This window comes from Jhaorihella thermophila (assembly GCF_900108275.1).
Lineage (GTDB): Bacteria > Pseudomonadota > Alphaproteobacteria > Rhodobacterales > Rhodobacteraceae > Jhaorihella > Jhaorihella thermophila.
Map to the genome: position 1 here is coordinate 1 of NZ_FNVD01000032.1, position 15,413 is coordinate 15,413.

Annotated in this window: 24 protein-coding genes and 1 pseudogene; 23 read left to right on the forward strand and 2 right to left on the reverse strand. The window is 67.7% G+C overall.

The annotated features are described in order from the left end of the window. The 8 genes from C4S70_RS17375 to C4S70_RS17410 form a co-directional block, all read left to right on the forward strand. A partial coding sequence (locus C4S70_RS17375) for a terminase gpA endonuclease subunit (protein ID WP_200822805.1) occupies positions 1-510 on the forward strand: 510 nt, incomplete at its 5' end. A 2-nt stretch (positions 511-512) separates the two neighbouring features. Then, entirely contained in the window at positions 513-728 is a 216-nt protein-coding gene (locus tag C4S70_RS17380; protein WP_104009363.1) for a phage head-tail joining protein, read from the forward strand. Beyond that, positions 728-2,197 carry a phage portal protein gene (locus C4S70_RS17385; RefSeq protein ID WP_235003879.1) on the forward strand — a complete coding sequence of 490 codons (1,470 nt, stop codon included), beginning with the start codon at positions 728-730 and terminating at the stop codon, positions 2,195-2,197. Before C4S70_RS17380 ends, C4S70_RS17385 begins: the two co-directional genes overlap by 1 nt. A gap of 3 nt (positions 2,198-2,200) precedes the next feature. Further along, positions 2,201-3,133, forward strand: coding sequence for a head maturation protease, ClpP-related (locus tag C4S70_RS17390; protein ID WP_104009364.1), 933 nt, complete (start codon positions 2,201-2,203; stop codon positions 3,131-3,133). A gap of 6 nt (positions 3,134-3,139) precedes the next feature. Then, the gene (locus tag C4S70_RS17395) at positions 3,140-3,517 is read left to right on the forward strand and encodes a head decoration protein (protein ID WP_104009365.1); all 378 of its coding nucleotides are present in this window, start codon (positions 3,140-3,142) and stop codon (positions 3,515-3,517) included. A 27-nt stretch (positions 3,518-3,544) separates the two neighbouring features. Beyond that, on the forward strand, positions 3,545-4,558 hold the full coding sequence (locus tag C4S70_RS17400; protein WP_104009366.1) for a major capsid protein: 1,014 nt from the start codon (positions 3,545-3,547) through the stop codon (positions 4,556-4,558). Continuing rightward, positions 4,558-4,869, forward strand: coding sequence for a head-tail joining protein (locus C4S70_RS17405; RefSeq protein ID WP_104009367.1), 312 nt, complete (start codon positions 4,558-4,560; stop codon positions 4,867-4,869). Before C4S70_RS17400 ends, C4S70_RS17405 begins: the two co-directional genes overlap by 1 nt. A gap of 6 nt (positions 4,870-4,875) precedes the next feature. After that, positions 4,876-5,508: a DUF6441 family protein gene (locus C4S70_RS17410; RefSeq protein WP_104009368.1), complete on the forward strand. Its 633-nt coding sequence runs from the start codon at positions 4,876-4,878 to the stop codon at positions 5,506-5,508. Between the two features lie 13 nt (positions 5,509-5,521). On the opposite strand, the gene C4S70_RS17415 is transcribed toward C4S70_RS17410, so the two are convergent. Together C4S70_RS17415 and C4S70_RS17420 are read right to left on the reverse strand one after the other, a co-directional pair. After that, complete coding sequence (locus tag C4S70_RS17415) at positions 5,522-5,827, reverse strand: hypothetical protein (RefSeq protein ID WP_104009369.1); 306 nt, start codon at positions 5,825-5,827, stop codon at positions 5,522-5,524. 1 nt (position 5,828) lies between these two features. Next, positions 5,829-6,887 (reverse strand): phage minor head protein, encoded by a 1,059-nt coding sequence (locus tag C4S70_RS17420; RefSeq protein WP_104009370.1) that lies wholly within the window; start codon positions 6,885-6,887, stop codon positions 5,829-5,831. Between the two features lie 117 nt (positions 6,888-7,004). Between C4S70_RS17420 and C4S70_RS17425 the strand changes: the two genes are divergently transcribed. The 15 genes and pseudogenes from C4S70_RS17425 to C4S70_RS17485 form a co-directional block, all read left to right on the forward strand. Continuing rightward, positions 7,005-7,424 (forward strand): acyl-CoA transferase, encoded by a 420-nt coding sequence (locus C4S70_RS17425; RefSeq protein ID WP_104009371.1) that lies wholly within the window; start codon positions 7,005-7,007, stop codon positions 7,422-7,424. A gap of 24 nt (positions 7,425-7,448) precedes the next feature. Next, entirely contained in the window at positions 7,449-8,387 is a 939-nt protein-coding gene (locus tag C4S70_RS17430; protein WP_104009372.1) for a phage tail tube protein, read from the forward strand. A gap of 2 nt (positions 8,388-8,389) precedes the next feature. Beyond that, entirely contained in the window at positions 8,390-8,827 is a 438-nt protein-coding gene (locus C4S70_RS17435) for a hypothetical protein (protein WP_104009373.1), read from the forward strand. A gap of 83 nt (positions 8,828-8,910) precedes the next feature. Further along, complete coding sequence (locus C4S70_RS19255) at positions 8,911-9,054, forward strand: DUF7697 family protein (RefSeq protein WP_235003880.1); 144 nt, start codon at positions 8,911-8,913, stop codon at positions 9,052-9,054. Continuing rightward, the gene (locus C4S70_RS17445) at positions 9,047-11,209 is read left to right on the forward strand and encodes a phage tail tape measure C-terminal domain-containing protein (protein WP_104009374.1); all 2,163 of its coding nucleotides are present in this window, start codon (positions 9,047-9,049) and stop codon (positions 11,207-11,209) included. The genes C4S70_RS19255 and C4S70_RS17445 overlap by 8 nt, the downstream gene beginning before the upstream one ends. A 3-nt stretch (positions 11,210-11,212) precedes the next feature. Beyond that, entirely contained in the window at positions 11,213-11,839 is a 627-nt protein-coding gene (locus C4S70_RS17450; RefSeq protein WP_104009375.1) for a DUF2460 domain-containing protein, read from the forward strand. Then, the gene (locus tag C4S70_RS17455) at positions 11,836-12,183 is read left to right on the forward strand and encodes a Clp protease/crotonase-like domain-containing protein (protein WP_104009376.1); all 348 of its coding nucleotides are present in this window, start codon (positions 11,836-11,838) and stop codon (positions 12,181-12,183) included. Before C4S70_RS17450 ends, C4S70_RS17455 begins: the two co-directional genes overlap by 4 nt. Next, on the forward strand, positions 12,176-12,307 hold the full coding sequence (locus C4S70_RS19340) for a hypothetical protein (RefSeq protein WP_268807795.1): 132 nt from the start codon (positions 12,176-12,178) through the stop codon (positions 12,305-12,307). Before C4S70_RS17455 ends, C4S70_RS19340 begins: the two co-directional genes overlap by 8 nt. Before the next feature lie 4 nt (positions 12,308-12,311). Then, entirely contained in the window at positions 12,312-12,965 is a 654-nt protein-coding gene (locus C4S70_RS17460; RefSeq protein WP_104009377.1) for a lysozyme, read from the forward strand. A 4-nt stretch (positions 12,966-12,969) separates the two neighbouring features. Then, positions 12,970-13,200, forward strand: a complete 231-nt coding sequence (locus C4S70_RS17465; protein ID WP_104009378.1) for a hypothetical protein — start codon at positions 12,970-12,972, stop codon at positions 13,198-13,200. 86 nt (positions 13,201-13,286) lie between these two features. After that, a complete protein-coding gene (locus tag C4S70_RS17470) occupies positions 13,287-13,517 on the forward strand; it encodes a hypothetical protein (RefSeq protein WP_146064256.1) in 231 nt (76 codons plus the stop codon). Further along, positions 13,507-13,647 (forward strand): hypothetical protein, encoded by a 141-nt coding sequence (locus C4S70_RS18730; protein WP_160114907.1) that lies wholly within the window; start codon positions 13,507-13,509, stop codon positions 13,645-13,647. The genes C4S70_RS17470 and C4S70_RS18730 overlap by 11 nt, the downstream gene beginning before the upstream one ends. Beyond that, positions 13,644-14,531, forward strand: coding sequence for a DUF2163 domain-containing protein (locus C4S70_RS17475; RefSeq protein ID WP_104009380.1), 888 nt, complete (start codon positions 13,644-13,646; stop codon positions 14,529-14,531). The genes C4S70_RS18730 and C4S70_RS17475 overlap by 4 nt, the downstream gene beginning before the upstream one ends. After that, positions 14,528-14,989: an NlpC/P60 family protein gene (locus C4S70_RS17480; protein WP_235003881.1), complete on the forward strand. Its 462-nt coding sequence runs from the start codon at positions 14,528-14,530 to the stop codon at positions 14,987-14,989. Before C4S70_RS17475 ends, C4S70_RS17480 begins: the two co-directional genes overlap by 4 nt. Continuing rightward, positions 14,989-15,413, forward strand: a pseudogene (locus tag C4S70_RS17485) (baseplate multidomain protein megatron); the annotation flags it as partial. The gene C4S70_RS17480 and the pseudogene C4S70_RS17485, both read left to right, overlap by 1 nt.

The following is a 15,413-nucleotide window of genomic DNA, read 5'->3' on the forward strand; positions in this document are numbered from 1 at the left end:
TTCAACCGGGCGACGCCGGTGACGGGCCCGACTTATGTCGATGCCACCATCGCCGGCAAACGCCTGCGCCGGGGCGCGCGGCTCTGGACGGTGGCCACCTCGACCTTCAAGGCCGAGACCTACCGCTTCCTGCGCCAGGACCGTCCGACGGTGGAAGAGATCGCGGCCGGCGCCGCATACCCGCCTGGCACCGTTCACCTGCCGGGCTGGGCCGACAGCGAGTGGCTCAAGCAACTCGTCGCCGAGCAGCTGGTAACGGTGAGAAACAAGCGGGGCTTTGCGAAGCTCGAATGGCAGAAACTCAGGGAACGCAACGAGGCTCTCGACTGCCGGGTCTACGCCCGTGCCGGCGCCTGGATCCTCGGGGCGGATCGCTGGTCAGAAAAGCAATGGGATGAACTGGCGCGGCAAGTCGCGCCGCCCGAACGGGGTGCCCCGGCGCCGGCGGTGTCGCGGTCAGCGAGGCCCGTGCGCCAGCGCCGATCCGTGCGCTCGAAATACATGGGATAAACATGGCCACACTTGCTGAGATTCAAACCCGCCGGGATGCGCTCACGGCCGCGCGCGCGAGTGGTGTGGCCCGGGTCAGCTATGATGGCAAAACGGTGGAATACCGCAGCCTCGCGGAAATCGATCGCGCCATCGATGTGCTCAACCGCGAGATCGCCACACTCGAGGGTCGCAGGATGATCCGTCAGGTCCGCGTGACCACGACCAAGGGATTGTGATGGGCCTGTTTGATGCCTTCCGCCGCCAGAAATCCGGCGGCCCCTCCGCCGTGCGCGCCCGCCTTGAAGGGGCGATGGCGCGCCGTCGGCTGCGCGGCTGGAACCCGCCGCTCGAGAACATTAACGCGCTGGTGGCGTCGGGCGGTCCGCGTCTGCTGGCCCGCTCGCGCGAACTGGTGGTCACCAATGGCTATGCCGCCAATGCCTGCGAGGCCTACGCGGCCAATCTGGTCGGCGACGGGATCAAGCCCTCGTCGCTGATCGAGGACGGGGAGTTGCGCGACCGGGTTCAGCGCCTGTGGCTCGCCTGGACCGATCAGGCGGACGCCGATGGTCTCACCGACTTCTACGGACTGCAAGCGATGATCGCGCGCGAGATGTTCGTGGCCGGGGAATGCTTCGTGCGTATTCGGCCGCGCCGCGCCGAGGATGGTCTGCTGGTGCCGATGCAGTTGCAGCTGCTGCAGTCGGAAATGCTGCCCTTCGAGAAAACCGAAACCGCCGCCAACGGCAACCGCATCCGCTGCGGGATCGAGTTCGACCGGATCGGGCGGCGCGTTGCCTACCACTTCCGCCGTCGCCACCCCGGAGACAGCACGGACCATGGGGAGGTGATCCCGGCAACGACGCGCGTGCCCGCCGAGGACGTGCTGCACATCTACCGTGCCATCGATGCGGGTCAGATCCGGGGCCTGCCGCATGTGGCGCCGGCCATGGTTCGGCTGTTCCTGCTCGATCAATACGACGATGCGGAACTTGATCGAAAGAAGACCGCCGCGATGTTCGCGGGCTTTGTCACAAAGAATGCCCCCGAAGATCCGATGATGGGGGAGATCGAGGACGAGGGCACCGGGATCGGCATCGCCAGTCTGGAACCCGGCACCCTGCAGGTCTTGCTGCCGGGCGAGGACATCAAGTTCTCGAGCCCCGCCGATGTGGGTGGCGGTTACGAGGCGTTCCAGTATCGCACCCTGCTGGCGATCTCGGCCTCACTGGGGCTGCCGTACCACCTGGTCACCGGCGATGTGCGCCAGGCGAACTATTCGAGCTTGCGCGCCGAACTGGTCGAGTTCCGCCGCCGGATCGGCCAGTTGCAGCATGGGGTGATGGCGCATCAGTTCTGCCGGCCGGTCTGGCAACGCTGGCTCGAGACGGCGGCGCTCTCGGGCGCGCTCGATCTGCCGGACATCAGGGCAGCCAGGGCGGTGCACTGGATCCCGCCGCGCTGGGATTGGGTCGATCCGCTGAAGGACATTCAGGCGCAGCTTCTGGGCATCAACGCGGGGCTCATGTCACGGCGCAAGGCGGTCGAGGCCACCGGCTACGACATCGAGGAAATCGACCGCGAGAATGCGGCGGATGCGGCGCGGGCCGCGGCTCTGGGCCTCCATTACAGCACCAGCCCCGGGGAGGCCCAGGGGCCGCGGGCCACGCCGCAAAAGCAGGCTGATCCAGACAAGGGAAAGTGATCCATGAAAACCTGGTATTCGATCTGCGCCCTCGATGAGGGCGCGGAAATCTCCATCTATGACGAAATCGGCGCCTATGGCGTCAGCGCGAAGGCGTTTCTGGCCGATCTCGGCAAGCTGCCGGATGCGGCTCCCTTGACGCTCAGGCTCAACAGCCCCGGCGGCTCGGTGTTCGATGCGGTGGCGATCTACAATACGCTGAAGCGCCATGCCGGCAATGTCACTGTCACCATCGACGGCATTGCCGCCTCGGCCGCCTCCTACATCGCCATGGCGGGCGATGAAATCATCATGCCGGAAAACGCCTTTCTGATGATCCATGATCCGTCCGGGCTGGTGATGGGCACGGCGGCCGATATGCGGTCGATGGCGGAGGCACTCGACAAGGTCGGGGCCTCGCTCATCAAGGGTTATGCCGCCAAGTCCGGCAAGGCGGAGGACGAGATTGCCAAGCTGATGGCGGCGGAAACCTGGTTCGATGCGTCCGAGGCGATCGACATGGGGCTCGCCGACACCTTGGCCGCGCCGGTCAAGATGGCCGCGCGGTTTGATATGAGCGGGTTCAGGAATACGCCGGAAGCGATTGTGGCGACGATGAAGGCGAAGGCCGACCCCGTCACGGTCGAACCGGAACCGGCTCCGAAACCTGCTGTCGGATCCAAAGCCGGCCCGGAACCTGATCCCGCAACCATCCGCACGGAAGCCATGGCCTACGCCAAAACCGTCGTCGATCTCTGCCGCCTCGCCGGGCAGCCGCAAATGGCGGCGGGCTTTCTCGAGGCGGAAACCAGCCTCGAGGATGTCCGCAAGGCGCTGATCGACGCCCGCGCCGCGGCCGACCCCGACATCTCCGCCACGCATCCGCAACCGGGGCCCGCGCCTCAGGCCAAACCGTGGGGTGATGTGATCGCCCGAACCTTCAAGCGCAAAGGATAACCAACCATGACCACGCTCACCGAAACCACCCACGCTGGCGGCTTTCTCGTCTGGGAAGCCTTCCGCGACTACACCCGCGAGGTCGTCACCATCGCCACCGACGGTGCAAACACGGTCCTGCAGCCCGGCACCGTGCTGGGCAAGATCACGGCAAGCGGCAAATACGCCGCCCATGATCCGGCCGCCACCGATGGCACCGAGACTGCCGTAGCCGTCCTCTGGGGCAAGGCCGATGCCACCACCGCCGATGTGAACGCGGTGGTGCTGCTGCGCGGTCCGGCCATCGTCAACGCCAACGATCTGGTGTTCACCGGCACGCCGACCCAGCCCGAGATCGATGCCGCCCATGCCGCGCTCGCCGCCGCCGGCATCCTGGTGCGCTGACACCCCCAACACTGAAAGGAACACGCGATGCCCACCATGGACATCTTCGACACCGATGCCTTCTCGGTGATAGAGCTTACCCGCGCGCTCGAAAACATCCCCTTCAAGCCCGCCACCCTCTCGGGCTCCGGCCTCTTTGCCGATCGCGGCGTGCGGTCCCGCACCGTCGTCATCGAGAGCCGCGACGGCACGCTGTCGCTGATTCCGTTCTCCGAGCGCGGCTCGGCTTATGAGCAGCAGATCCCGGAACGACGCGACGTGCGGGCCTTCGTCTGCCGCCAGTTCAAGAAACAGGACGTGCTCTGGGCCTCTGAAATCCAGGGCATCCGCGCCTTCGGGTCCGAGTCCGAGACCCAGCAGATCCAGGCCGAGGTCGCCCGCCGCCTGCGCCGTCTGCGCAATGATGCCGAGGCCACCTTCGAGTATCACCTGCTGAACGGCATCCAGGGCAAGGTGCTCGATCCGAAGGACGGGGCCACCGTGATCGACTACTTCACCGAGTTCGCCATCACCCCGGCGGCAGAGGTGAACTTCGATCTTGCCGCCACCAATCCCGCCTCGGGCGCCCTTCGCAAGAAATGCCAGGCGCTGATCGAAAGCGTCGAGGACAGCCTCGGCGGCCTCTCCACCGGCGCGGTGCAGCTGCGCGCGGAATGCGGCTCGGCCTTCTTCGCCGATCTCGTCGCCCACAAGGAGGTGCGCGAGACCTATCTCAACACCGCCGCCGCGGCCGATCTGCGCTCGCGCGTCGCCGACGAGGTCAGCTTCGGCGGCATCGCCTTCCGCCGCTACCGGGGCAACGCCGCCTTCGGCGTACCGCCCGACAAGGCCTTCTTCTACCCCGAGGGCGTCGAGGGGCTCTTCGAGATCTACTACGCTCCGGCCGACACCTTCGAGACCGTCAACACGCTCGGCCTGCCGCTCTACGCCCGCTCGATCCCCGACCGCGACCGCGACGAATGGGTGCGGCTCGAGATCGAGTCGAACCCGCTCCCGATCTGCACCCGCCCGCAGGTGCTGCGCAGCGCAAGGCGGACCTGATGACGGCCTTCGCCGTCGCCCTCGACGCGCTCTTCGCCGACCCGCATCTCGGCCGCGACGTGGTCTACACCGCCGAGGGCGGCGCGCCCGTGCTGGTGCGCGCCATCCTGCGCCGGCCCGACGACGTCACCGGCTTCGGCGATGCGCGCCTTTGGTCGGAAACGACGCGGGTGGATCTGCGTGTGGCCGAGGTCGCAAACCCGCGCCCCGGCGACCGCATCGAGATCGACGGCGCGGCCTTCCTCGTCCAGGGCGAGCCCGTCCGCGACCGCGAGCGGCTGGTCTGGACCGTGGACCTGCGCCCTGCGTGACCTGCGATGAAACTGAAGCTCGACGTCACGTCGGATCTCGTCGCCGCCATGGCCGCCGAGGTGAAGGCGGGCGAGAAGGCCGTCACCGCCGCCATGCGTGAGGCCGGGACCGGGCTCAAGACCGCCTGGCGAGGGCAGATCACGGGCGCCGGGCTCGGGCTTCGGCTCGCCAACTCGATCCGGAGCCAGACCTACCCGAAGGCCGGCGAGAGCCTGAACGCGGCGGCGCTGGTCTGGTCGAAGGCGCCCGTCATCGTCGGCGCCCATGACACCGGCCCGCTCATCCGCTCTCGCGACGGCTTCTGGCTGGCGATCCCGCTGCCCGCCGCCGGCAAGGGGCGGCGCGGGGCGAAGCTGACCCCCGGCGAATGGGAGCGGCGGCGCGGCCTGCGCCTGCGTTTCGTCTATCGCCGGCGGGGGCCGAGCCTGCTGGTCGCTGACGGGCGGCTCAACACCAAGGGCCTAGGCGTGGCCTCCCGTTCGAAGACCGGCCGCGGCCGCGCCACCGTGCCGATCTTCCTGCTGGTCCCGCAGGTCAGGCTGCCAAAGCGGCTCGACCTTGACCGGGATGCCGAGCGCGCGCTCGACAGCGTGCCGGGGCTGATCGTGGCGAACTGGGTCGAAAACAGAGGGTCGTGATGTGCTGTTGGCGCTATCTCAAGGAAGACACCCATACCTGGAAATCTTTGAAAAGCCTCCGAATTCCTTCACTGGAAATGACCCAGTCAGCCTTGGACTCTTTGAACCACAAATCCTCAAGATCGACATGCTCGTCGGACAGCAGTCTGTCGAAAAAAGCATTCAGTTCATGCACCGCCTGATCGCCATATCTCCCGCGGAAGCTCTCGTAGATGTCATGGCGAGCCGTGGGGGAGTCAGACCCCCAATCCGGATAGACCACGTCAAGATCCTGGTGGAACTGCAGCGTAAAGTCATGGAAGGCTTGGGGCGGTTTCATGTTATTCGTTCCTTGGATAGGATGTTATGATTATGAAGCCATTCGGCATATCCGGCGCATGGCGAATGTACGTCCCCACACCGTAGGTTGTCCGCAACCGAATTGGCGAGGAAGCCCTTCGGGTCAACCGATATGCCTCCTGCCCCGTCACGCTAGAAAAGGTACTCGTGATGAAAGCGTCCTCCACTCGTCCAGTGGCGACTGCATTCACAACGTCTGCATTGCGGGAGAGGTTCGCGTTCGTCAACCTTTCTGCGGCCGCGAGCGAACTGAAGGAACCGTGGCGCCAGCGGTAGACCGTGTAGAACAGCGACTGGGCTTGTGGCACGGTGACCATGCCGATGAGGAAGGCTTCGCTCTTGCCGACATGCAGTTTGATCGTATGCCCGCCCTTGGCCTCATGTTCGGCGAGGTCTTGGAGAGGATAGCCCTCTCCGGTGGGCACATAGTCGACAAAGGTTACGGCGCTCGGGTCACCGGGACGGATTGGTTCTGCGTAACACCGGCAGTTGTGCGCCTGGCCCGGGTGGCCGCCCTCAGTTGGTTCGTCCCAACGGAAGACATGGTCGTCATACTCCGAATGGCTGGCGCGGACCCTGGCATCATCCTGCGACCGCCAGATATATCGCTCGATGCCGAGGTCTTGCTGTCTGAGCTGGTTGATCAGGCCCGCAAAGGCCCTGAGCAGGCGTTCTTCCATGCTGGCCCGCAACGGGCGCAGGCGCTGCGGATGGGTTTGATACTGAGCGTAAATGGCAGTCAGACGCTCATCCCATTGGCGGAGCGCTTCTTCCTTCGCGTCGGAAACATCCCGCAGGTCCGTTTCCGTCACCCAAGGGACGGAGTCCGGTGGCGTCAGCGCATTCAGCAGCATCCGCGCATTGTTGGCGATTACGCGGTCCAGCTCGGCGGCGAAATCGGCGCGAAGTTCGGAATGGCCGGGAACAAGGAATTTGACCGAAATATGAGCGCGATACCCGTACACCGTTCCCTTGTGCGCAGTGAGGATGAACTGGCCGTTTCCGCCGTGGCGGAGGAATTCCCGAAAACTCTGCTGCATGGAGACTCCCGACGAACTGCGGGACGAAAGTTACCAGCAATTGGTTAATGAGCATTCTCCAGAGCGTTCGCTGCCACCAAAGCTGCATTAACCAGAAAACCAACAAGGCCCGCTTCGATGCCCACCCCCCGCGAAACCATCCTGCAGGCCCTGCTCGCAGCCCTGCAAACCGTGCCCGCCACCGCACTGCGGGGTGATGTGCTGCCCGAGCGCGTGCCGGCCGAGGGGCTGCTGATCCTGCGCGACGGCGAGCCGGGGGAACCCGAGGTGACGCTGTCGCCGCTCGCGTATCATTACCAGCACCGGGCGGAGATCGAGGTGGTCGTGCTGGGCGCCGACCGCGACGCCACCTTCGACACGCTCTGCGCCAGCATTGGCGCGGCCCTCGCCGCCGATCGAACCTTGGGCGGGCTCTGCGACTGGGTCGAGGCGGAAGCCCCGCGGCCGGTCGATCTGGCCGTCGAGGGGGCGGCGAGCCTTAAGGCGGCCGTTATTCCAGTCGTCCTGCACTACACCACGGCCGATCCCTTGGCCTGACCGCAACAACCTCAGGAGAACACCATGGCACGCGCCCAGGGGGCGCGGTCGCAGCTCGCGGCCGCGTTCGAGACGACCTATGGCACCGCGCCGGCCTCGGGCTTCATGCAGATGCCCTTCGCCAGCGCTTCGCTCGGGGCCGAGCAGCCGCTGCTGGCCTCGGAGCTGCTCGGCTATGGCCGCGATCCGCTGGCGCCGATCAAGGACGCTGTGACGGCCGATGGCGACATCACCGTTCCGCTCGATGCTGAGGCCTTCGGCTTCTGGCTCAAGGCGGCCTTCGGGGCGCCGACGACGACGGGGACCACCAACAAGACCCACACCTTCAAGTCGGGCTCGTGGTCGCTGCCCAGCATGGCCATCGAGGTGGCCATGCCCGAGATCCCGCGTTTTGCCATGTACACCGGCTGCGTGCTCGATCAACTGAGCATCGCCATGCAGCGCTCCGGCCTGCTGACGGCAGATGTGAAGCTGGTGGCACAGGGGGAGACTGTCGCGACATCCACCGCCGCTGGAACGCCGACAGCCTATGCCCTCCAGCGCTTCGGACATTTCAATGGCGCGATCAAGCGGAGCGGCACGGCCTTGGGCAATATCGTCTCGGCGGACCTGACCTATGCCAACAATGTCGAGCGGATCGAGACCATCCGCAACGATGGCCGCATCGACGGGGCCGATCCCTCGATTGCCGCGCTGACCGGCAAGATCGACGTGCGCTTTGCCGACACCACGCTGATGGACCAGGCGCTGAACGGTACGGCGGCCAGCCTCGAGTTCTCCTGGGTGATCTCGGCGAATGTCAGCCTGACCATCACCGCCCATGCGGTCTATCTCCCGCGCCCTCGGGTGGAAATCCAGGGGCCGCAGGGCATCCAGGCCAGCTTCGACTGGCAGGCGGCCTACGATTCCGTGGCCGGGCAGATGTGCACGGTCGTCCTCAAGAACCAGGTGGGGAATTACTGACCATGTTGACGCTCGATCTTTCCAACGAACCGCGCTGGCACGACCTCGCTCCCGGCGTCCGCGTGCAACTGCGGCCGCTGACCACCGCGCTGATGGTGGCGACGCGCAGCGACCCCGTAGTGGAGGCGGTGCCCCGGGAGGCCTCCGACGAGGAGCGCGCGTTGGCATTCGCCAAGGCGCTGGCCCGCCGCGCGGTGCTTGCCTGGGAGGGCGTGGGCGACGCCAACAGCCAGCCCATCGATCCGAGCCCCGAGGCAATCGATGCTCTTCTCGACATTTGGCCGATTTTCGAGGCCTTCCAGCTCGCTTACGTCTCGAAGGGCCTCCTTCTGGAGCAGGAAAAAAACGCCTCCGCGCCCTTGCCGAGTGGTCCTTCGGCGGGGGCGAGCGATACTGCGACGCCTGTGCGCAAGCCTGTCCGGACTGCCCGGCGCGGCTGAACCGGCCGCTGACTTTTGAGGGCTGGCAGGTCTGGGACCTGGTCGGGCGTCTCGGCGGCCAGCTTCGCCTGCTGCCCGGCGCCGTGATCGGCTGGGACATGGCGGCGGCGCTCTTGCTCGGAGACGCCCTCGGCGTGCCGCCCGTCGCCACGGCCGAACTCTTGCCCGTCATCGAAGCGGTGATGGTGGCCAAGCTCAACGAACAGATGGAACATTCCGATGGCTGAGAAGCGTGTGTCCGTCCGCCTCGCGGCGGTCGGCGGACGGCAGGTCCGCGCCGAACTGCAAGGCGTGGGTGAAGCCGGCGCCCGCGGCTTCGGCCGTTTGAGCCGAGAAATGGAAGCGGCCAACGCCCGACTCGCGGGCTTTGCGCGACGCGTGCGGGTGGCCGCTGCCGCTGCCGTCGCCGCTGCCACGGCCGCAGGCGTCGCCATGGTCCGCTCCGGCCTGCAGACCGTCGATGCGCAGGCCAAGCTCGCGCAATCGCTGGGCACCACCGTCGCCTCGATCCAGACGCTGGAACGTGCAGGGGAACTCGCCGGCGTGTCGATGTCAGGCATCGAGCAGGCGACCAAGGACCTGACCCGGCGGCTGAGCCAGGCCGCGGCCGGTGGCGGCCCGGCCGCGCAGGCGCTGGACCGGCTCGGGCTCTCGGCCGCCGACCTGCTGGCCCTCCCACTCGACGAGCGCGTCGGCGCGATCAATGCCGCCATCGAGGACTTCGTGCCCGCCGCCGAGCGTGCCGCCGTCGCGGGCCAGCTCTTCGGCGAGGAAGGCTCGATTGCCATGTCGCGGATCGACACCGCCACGCTGCGCCAGGCGACCGAGGACGTGCGCGCCTTCGGGGTCGTGGTCTCCGAGACGGACGCCGACCAGATCGAACGCACCAACGATGCGATCTCGCGGCTGGGGCTGATCTGGCGCGGGCTCGCGAACCAGCTTGCCGTTGCCGCCGCACCGGCGCTGGAAGCGGTGGCCGATGCCATGGCCGTGGTTGCCAGCAGGACTGGCCCGCTCGGCAAGGCCATCACCGGCCTCTTCGACAATATCGGTCGTCTGACGACCTATGCCGCGACCTTCGCGGGTTTCCTCGCAAGCCGCTGGGTGGCCGGCCTTGCCGCCGCTGCCTTGTCCGTGCGCGGCCTCGCTACGGCGCTCGTCGTCCTGCGCGGGGCGCTCATCCGCACCGGCATCAGCGCCCTCATCGTCGGTGCGGGGGAGCTGATCTACCAGTTCACGAAGCTCGTGCGCGGCGCCGGCGGCTTTGGCGAGGCGCTGGAGCTCATGGGCAATGTCGCCAAGGCGGTCTGGGTCGGGATCAAGGTCACCGTCACCTCCTTCGTCGACGATTTCCGGGCGATGCGTGCCGACATCGAGGCCATCTGGCTCCGCCTCATGGCATTCCTGTCCCAGAAATGGGCCGACTTCCTCGCCCAGATCGGGCCGACCTTCAACGCGGTCTCCGAGCGGATCGGGGCGGATGCGCGGATCGACGTCTTCGGGGCTCAGAGCTACGCGTCCTACCTGAACCATGCCGCCAGCAACGCGGGCCACCGGGCCGATACCCTTCGCAACCGCGCAGCGGATACCCGCGCCCACGCCTTCGATGGGGTCCGCGAGGCCGTGGACGCGCTGCGAGCTGCGATGCGCGCAAGCGGCGAGGACGGGGCGGATGCGCTCGACCAAGCCGCTGAGGCGGCCGACCGGGTGACGGAGGCGCTGGACACCGCCGGTCAGGCGGGCCGGGCAGCGGGCGCGGCCAATGCCGACGGCGCGGAGCAGGCCGCGATCGGCTGGGCGGCGGTCACTGCGACACTGGCCGATTACGCCGCCAAGGCCCGTGACATCGGCGCCGATATCGGCCAGAGCCTCGTCGGAGCCTTCAGAAGCGCCGAGGACGCGGTGGCGGAATTCGTGCAGTCCGGCAAACTCGACTTCCGCGATCTCGTCACCTCGCTCATTGCCGATCTGGCGCGGCTCGCCGCCCGGCGGTTCATCCTTGGCCCACTCGCCAGCGCCCTCGGGGGCATCCTTGGCGGCGCGGGCGGGCTCTTTGCTGGGGTGTTCCACGCGGGCGGTGTGGTCGGCGGGCCCGCGCCGTCGCGCATGGTCCCCGCCATGGCCTTCGCCGGGGCGCCCAGGATGCATGCCGGTGGCGCAGTGGGCGGTCCCACCTGGGCCGGCCTGCGCCCTGACGAGGTGCCCGCGATCCTGCAGCGGGGCGAACGGGTGCTTTCGCGCCGCGAGGCGCAGGCCTACGGTGCGGGCGGTGGCGTCACCATCAACATCAACACCCGCGACGCGGAGAGCTTCCGGCAGTCCCGGACACAGATCGCGGCCGACATCGCCCGGGCGGTGTCGCTCGGACGCAGGGCGCTCTGAGCCATGGCATTTCACGAGGTCCAGTTTCCCGACAATATCAGCCGGGGCGCGCGGGGCGGGCCAGAGCGGCGCACGCAGATCGTCGAGCTTGCCTCGGGCGACGAAGAACGCAACGCGAGCTGGGCGAACAGCCGCCGGCGCTACGATGTGGCTTATGGCATTCGCCGCGCGGACGATCTCGCCGCCGTCGTCGCCTTCTTCGAGGCCCGCAACGGCCGGCTTCACGCCTTCCGCTTCAAGGACTGGGCCGACTGGAAGTCCTGCTTGCCGTCGCAGACGCCCGCGGCGACCGATCAACTCATCGGCACCGGGGATGGCACCACCACCGACTTCCAGCTTGTGAAGGCCTACGCCTCGGGCACGCAGACCTGGAACCGGGCCATCACCAAGCCGGTCGCGGGCAGCGTGACGGTTGCGATCGACGGGGTTGAGCAGGCCACCGGCTGGTCCATCGACACGACCACCGGCCTCGTCACCTTCAACGCCGCCCCGGCCTCCGGCGTCTCAATCACTGCCGGCTTCGCGTTCGACGTCCCCGTCCGCTTCGACACCGACACGCTCGACGTGACGCTCGATCTCGAGCGCCTCGGCTCGATCACCTCCATTCCGCTTCTGGAGATCCGGCGATGAGCGACAATTCCGGTTTCGTGGCGACGGTGTTGCGCGACCTCGCGGCATCGACGGCGGTGATCCTCGCCGCCTGGGGCGCGCTCGGGGGCGCCACCAACGCCCTGACCACGAAGATGCGCCTGCGCGATGCGCTACGGCACATCCTGCTGGGCGGGCTGATCGCGGCCGGCATGGGCAGCCTGTCGATGGCGGTGATCACCAGCTGGCTCGGCCTGCCGCCGCAGGCGATCCCGGCCGGGGGGGCTGCCGGTTCCGCCGCCTATCTCGTCGGGGTCTTCGGCCCGGCGGTGATCGAGCTGGTGCTCGCCCGCCTGCGCCAGGCGCGGGAGGGCCGCGATGACTGAACTCGTCCGTGTCCTGCGCGGATTGCGGAGGCTGACCGACGACCCGCGCGATGCCTTTGCTCACCGTCTGCGCATCGGCCTCGCCATCGCCGCGCTGATCCTGATCCTCTCCTTCCTGAGGTAACCCCATGCACATGACAGACCGGGGCCTCATGGCCCTTGCCCGGCACGAGGGCATCGTCCCCGGGCCTTACCGCGATTCCGCCGGCACCTGGACCTTTGGCATCGGCCACACCGCCGCCGCCGGTCCGCCCGATCCGGCGCTGATGCCGCGCGGAATGCCGGACGATCTGGACGCCGGGATCCGCGAGGCGTTCCGGGTGTTTCGCGCCGATCTGTCTGCTTACGAGGCCGACGTCCTGCGCGCCGTGACCGTGCCGCTGGCGCCGCATGAGTTCGATGCGCTGGTCTCGTTCCACTACAACACCGGCGGCATCGCAAAGGCCGCGCTGACCCGGCATCTCAATGCCGGCAATCGCGTAGCCGCCGCCGACGCGTTTCTGAACTGGCGACGCCCGGCGGCGATCATTCCGCGCCGCGAGGCCGAACGGGACCTGTTCCGCCACGGCCGCTATCCCACCGGCACCATCCCGGTCTGGGATGTTGACGCGCAGGGATGCGTCGACTTCTCGCGCCCCGTCCGTTGGCTCACCGAGACGCAGGCCCTGTTGCTGCTTCGCCCGTCGCCAGCACCGCCGCCGTCCGCTTCCAAACCCGACGCGCCGACCGGCTGGCTCGCTCGCTTGGTCGATTTCCTTTCCACCCTGATCCGGAGGACCTGATCCCATGCGCTACGTTCGCCCCAAGTCCCTGACATGGTGGGCGGGGCTGCTCGCCATGCTGACCGGCATCGCCTCCGTCGCGCTGCCCGCCACGGGCCCGGTTGGCGAACTTTCTCGCCTCGTCGCACTGCTGGCTGGCTCGGGCGACGCTTCGCCTGCGGGGCTGATCTTCCTCGGTCTCGGGCTCATCGGCCTGCGCGACCGGATCGAGCGCGGGTTCCGCGGCGATGCCTGAGTTTCTGGCAGGCATGATCGTGGGCGGCTGCCTTGGCGTCTTCATTGTCGCCCACTGTGTGGCCGCCGCGCGTGGGGAGCGGGACGATGGCTGAGTTCGTGATCTGGCTGGTGGCCGCTCTGGGTGCTGTCGGTGGCGTCGTCCTCGGCCGCATCTGGGGCCGCGTCGAAGGCAGACGCGCAGGCAAAGAGGAGGCGGAACGCGATGCGTTGGAAGAGACAATCGGGAAGGTCGAACGTGGCCGTGATGCGGTACGCGACGGCCGCGACGCTGGCGACCCTGCTGAGCGGTTGCGCAACAACGACGGTGCCTGGTGATGTCGGCTGCATCTCCTACGCCGAGGCGCGGCTGGCCCGGCCACCCGCTGCGTCGGTGGTGGCGGTGCCGCCGGACTGGGCGGACTGGATCGCCGATCTCGATGACCGCATGACGGGGACCTGCCGATGAAATCCCTCTCGCCAGCCCTGCAGACCCATCTCGACGAGGGCACGACCACGCTTGCCTGGTGCTGGCGCATCACCCGCGCCGACGGCCAGGTGTTCGGCTTCACCGACCATGATCGGATGCTCAGCTTCGATGGAACGAGCTTCGAGCCAGAGAGCGGATTTGCGGCTTCGGAACTGCGCGCGGGGTCCGATCTTGCGGTTGATGCGCAGGATGCGGAGGGCGTGCTGCGGTCCGGTGTCATCACCGAGGTGGACATTGCCGCGGGGCTTTGGGACGGCGCGGCGGTCGAGGTCTGGCGGGTGAACTGGGCGGATACCGACCAGCGCGTGCTCATGCGGCGCGGGGCCATTGGCGAGATCCGGCGCGGGCGGGTTGCCTTCACCGCCGAGATGCGGAGCCTCGCCCATGTTTTGGATCAGCCCGTGGGGCGGAGTTTCCAGGCCGGTTGCGACGCGGTGCTGGGTGACGGGCGTTGCGGGGTCGACCTCGAGAACCCGGCCTGGAAGGGCACCGGCACGGTTGCGGTGCTGCTGCGAGCCCGCGCCTTCTCGGCGGCGGGGCTTTCCGGTTTCGCCGCAGGGCTCTTCACCTTTGGCACGCTGACCTGGGACTCGGGCGCCAATGCCGGGAGGAGCGTGGAGGTGGAGCGCCATGAGGTCGCCACCACCGGCGAGGCTGTCATCACGCTGCTGGAATCGCCTGGCAGTCCCATTGCTGCGAACGACGCCTTCACCATCCGCGCCGGCTGCGACAAGGCCTTCGCGACCTGTCGCGATCGCTTCGCCAACACCGCCAACTTCCGGGGCTTTCCGCATATCCCCGGCAACGACACCGTGCTGCGCTACGCCTCCCAAGGGAAGGCGAATGACGGGAGCGTGCTGTGAGCGCGGGCTTCATCCGTCGCCCCGTTGCGCCGGCGAAGGTGATCGCGGCGGCGCGGTCCTGGCTCGGCACACCCTATCACGACCAGCAGAGCGTCCGCGGCGTCGGCTGCGACTGCCTCGGCCTCGCGCGTGGCATCTGGCGCGAGGTGGTGGGCCCGGAACCCTTCCCGATCCCTCCTTACAGCCGGGACTGGGGCGAGGCAGGGCCGGTCGAAGTGCTGGCCGAGGGTGCCCGCGGACGCATGATCGAGGTGGCACCGGATGATCCACCACCGGGCGCGCTCCTGATGTTTCGCATGCGCGAGCGCGCCATTGCCAAGCATGTCGGCATCCTGACCGACGTCGGAACACTCATCCACGCCCGCGAATGGCTGGGCGTGATCGAGGAACCCTTCACCCGGTCCTGGCAACGGCGTCTCGCCTTCGCCTTTCTCTACCCGCAACCCCGGAGGCGATAATGGCCACGCTCGTGCTCGGTCTGGCCGGTCAAGCCATCGGCGCCTCGATCGGCGGCGGCATCCTCGGCATCTCCGCCGCCACCATCGGCGGCGCGATCGGCACCATGGCGGGGTCTGTCGTCGACAGCTGGATCGTGGGCTCCCTGCAGCCCGACCAGCGCTACGAGGGCGCGCGGCTCGACAGCTTGCGGGTGACATCCGCCACCGAAGGCACCACCATTCCCCGCGTCTTCGGCCGCATGCGCCTTGGCGGCAACATCATCTGGGCGACTGACTTCACCGAGCATGTCACCACCACCACCCAAGGCGGCGGCAAGGGCGGCGGACCGAAGGTCACCACCACCGAGTATTCCTACACCGCCTCCTTCGCCGTCGCGCTCTGCGAAGGCCCGATCACCGGCATTGGCCGCATCTGGGCCGATGG

Bases quoted from the DNA above. Each gene is read 5' to 3' on its own strand.
- C4S70_RS17380 (WP_104009363.1), top strand. From the start codon at position 513: ATGGCCACACTTGCTGAGATTCAAACCCGCCGGGATGCGCTCACGGCC.
- C4S70_RS17385 (WP_235003879.1), top strand. From the start codon at position 728: ATGGGCCTGTTTGATGCCTTCCGCCGCCAGAAATCCGGCGGCCCCTCC.
- C4S70_RS17390 (WP_104009364.1), top strand. From the start codon at position 2,201: ATGAAAACCTGGTATTCGATCTGCGCCCTCGATGAGGGCGCGGAAATC.
- C4S70_RS17395 (WP_104009365.1), top strand. From the start codon at position 3,140: ATGACCACGCTCACCGAAACCACCCACGCTGGCGGCTTTCTCGTCTGG.
- C4S70_RS17400 (WP_104009366.1), top strand. From the start codon at position 3,545: ATGCCCACCATGGACATCTTCGACACCGATGCCTTCTCGGTGATAGAG.
- C4S70_RS17405 (WP_104009367.1), top strand. From the start codon at position 4,558: ATGACGGCCTTCGCCGTCGCCCTCGACGCGCTCTTCGCCGACCCGCAT.
- C4S70_RS17410 (WP_104009368.1), top strand. From the start codon at position 4,876: ATGAAACTGAAGCTCGACGTCACGTCGGATCTCGTCGCCGCCATGGCC.
- C4S70_RS17415 (WP_104009369.1), bottom strand. From the start codon at position 5,827: ATGAAACCGCCCCAAGCCTTCCATGACTTTACGCTGCAGTTCCACCAG.
- C4S70_RS17420 (WP_104009370.1), bottom strand. From the start codon at position 6,887: ATGCAGCAGAGTTTTCGGGAATTCCTCCGCCACGGCGGAAACGGCCAG.
- C4S70_RS17425 (WP_104009371.1), top strand. From the start codon at position 7,005: ATGCCCACCCCCCGCGAAACCATCCTGCAGGCCCTGCTCGCAGCCCTG.
- C4S70_RS17430 (WP_104009372.1), top strand. From the start codon at position 7,449: ATGGCACGCGCCCAGGGGGCGCGGTCGCAGCTCGCGGCCGCGTTCGAG.
- C4S70_RS17435 (WP_104009373.1), top strand. From the start codon at position 8,390: ATGTTGACGCTCGATCTTTCCAACGAACCGCGCTGGCACGACCTCGCT.
- C4S70_RS17445 (WP_104009374.1), top strand. From the start codon at position 9,047: ATGGCTGAGAAGCGTGTGTCCGTCCGCCTCGCGGCGGTCGGCGGACGG.
- C4S70_RS17450 (WP_104009375.1), top strand. From the start codon at position 11,213: ATGGCATTTCACGAGGTCCAGTTTCCCGACAATATCAGCCGGGGCGCG.
- C4S70_RS17455 (WP_104009376.1), top strand. From the start codon at position 11,836: ATGAGCGACAATTCCGGTTTCGTGGCGACGGTGTTGCGCGACCTCGCG.
- C4S70_RS19340 (WP_268807795.1), top strand. From the start codon at position 12,176: ATGACTGAACTCGTCCGTGTCCTGCGCGGATTGCGGAGGCTGACCGAC.
- C4S70_RS17460 (WP_104009377.1), top strand. From the start codon at position 12,312: ATGCACATGACAGACCGGGGCCTCATGGCCCTTGCCCGGCACGAGGGC.
- C4S70_RS17465 (WP_104009378.1), top strand. From the start codon at position 12,970: ATGCGCTACGTTCGCCCCAAGTCCCTGACATGGTGGGCGGGGCTGCTC.
- C4S70_RS17470 (WP_146064256.1), top strand. From the start codon at position 13,287: ATGGCTGAGTTCGTGATCTGGCTGGTGGCCGCTCTGGGTGCTGTCGGT.
- C4S70_RS17475 (WP_104009380.1), top strand. From the start codon at position 13,644: ATGAAATCCCTCTCGCCAGCCCTGCAGACCCATCTCGACGAGGGCACG.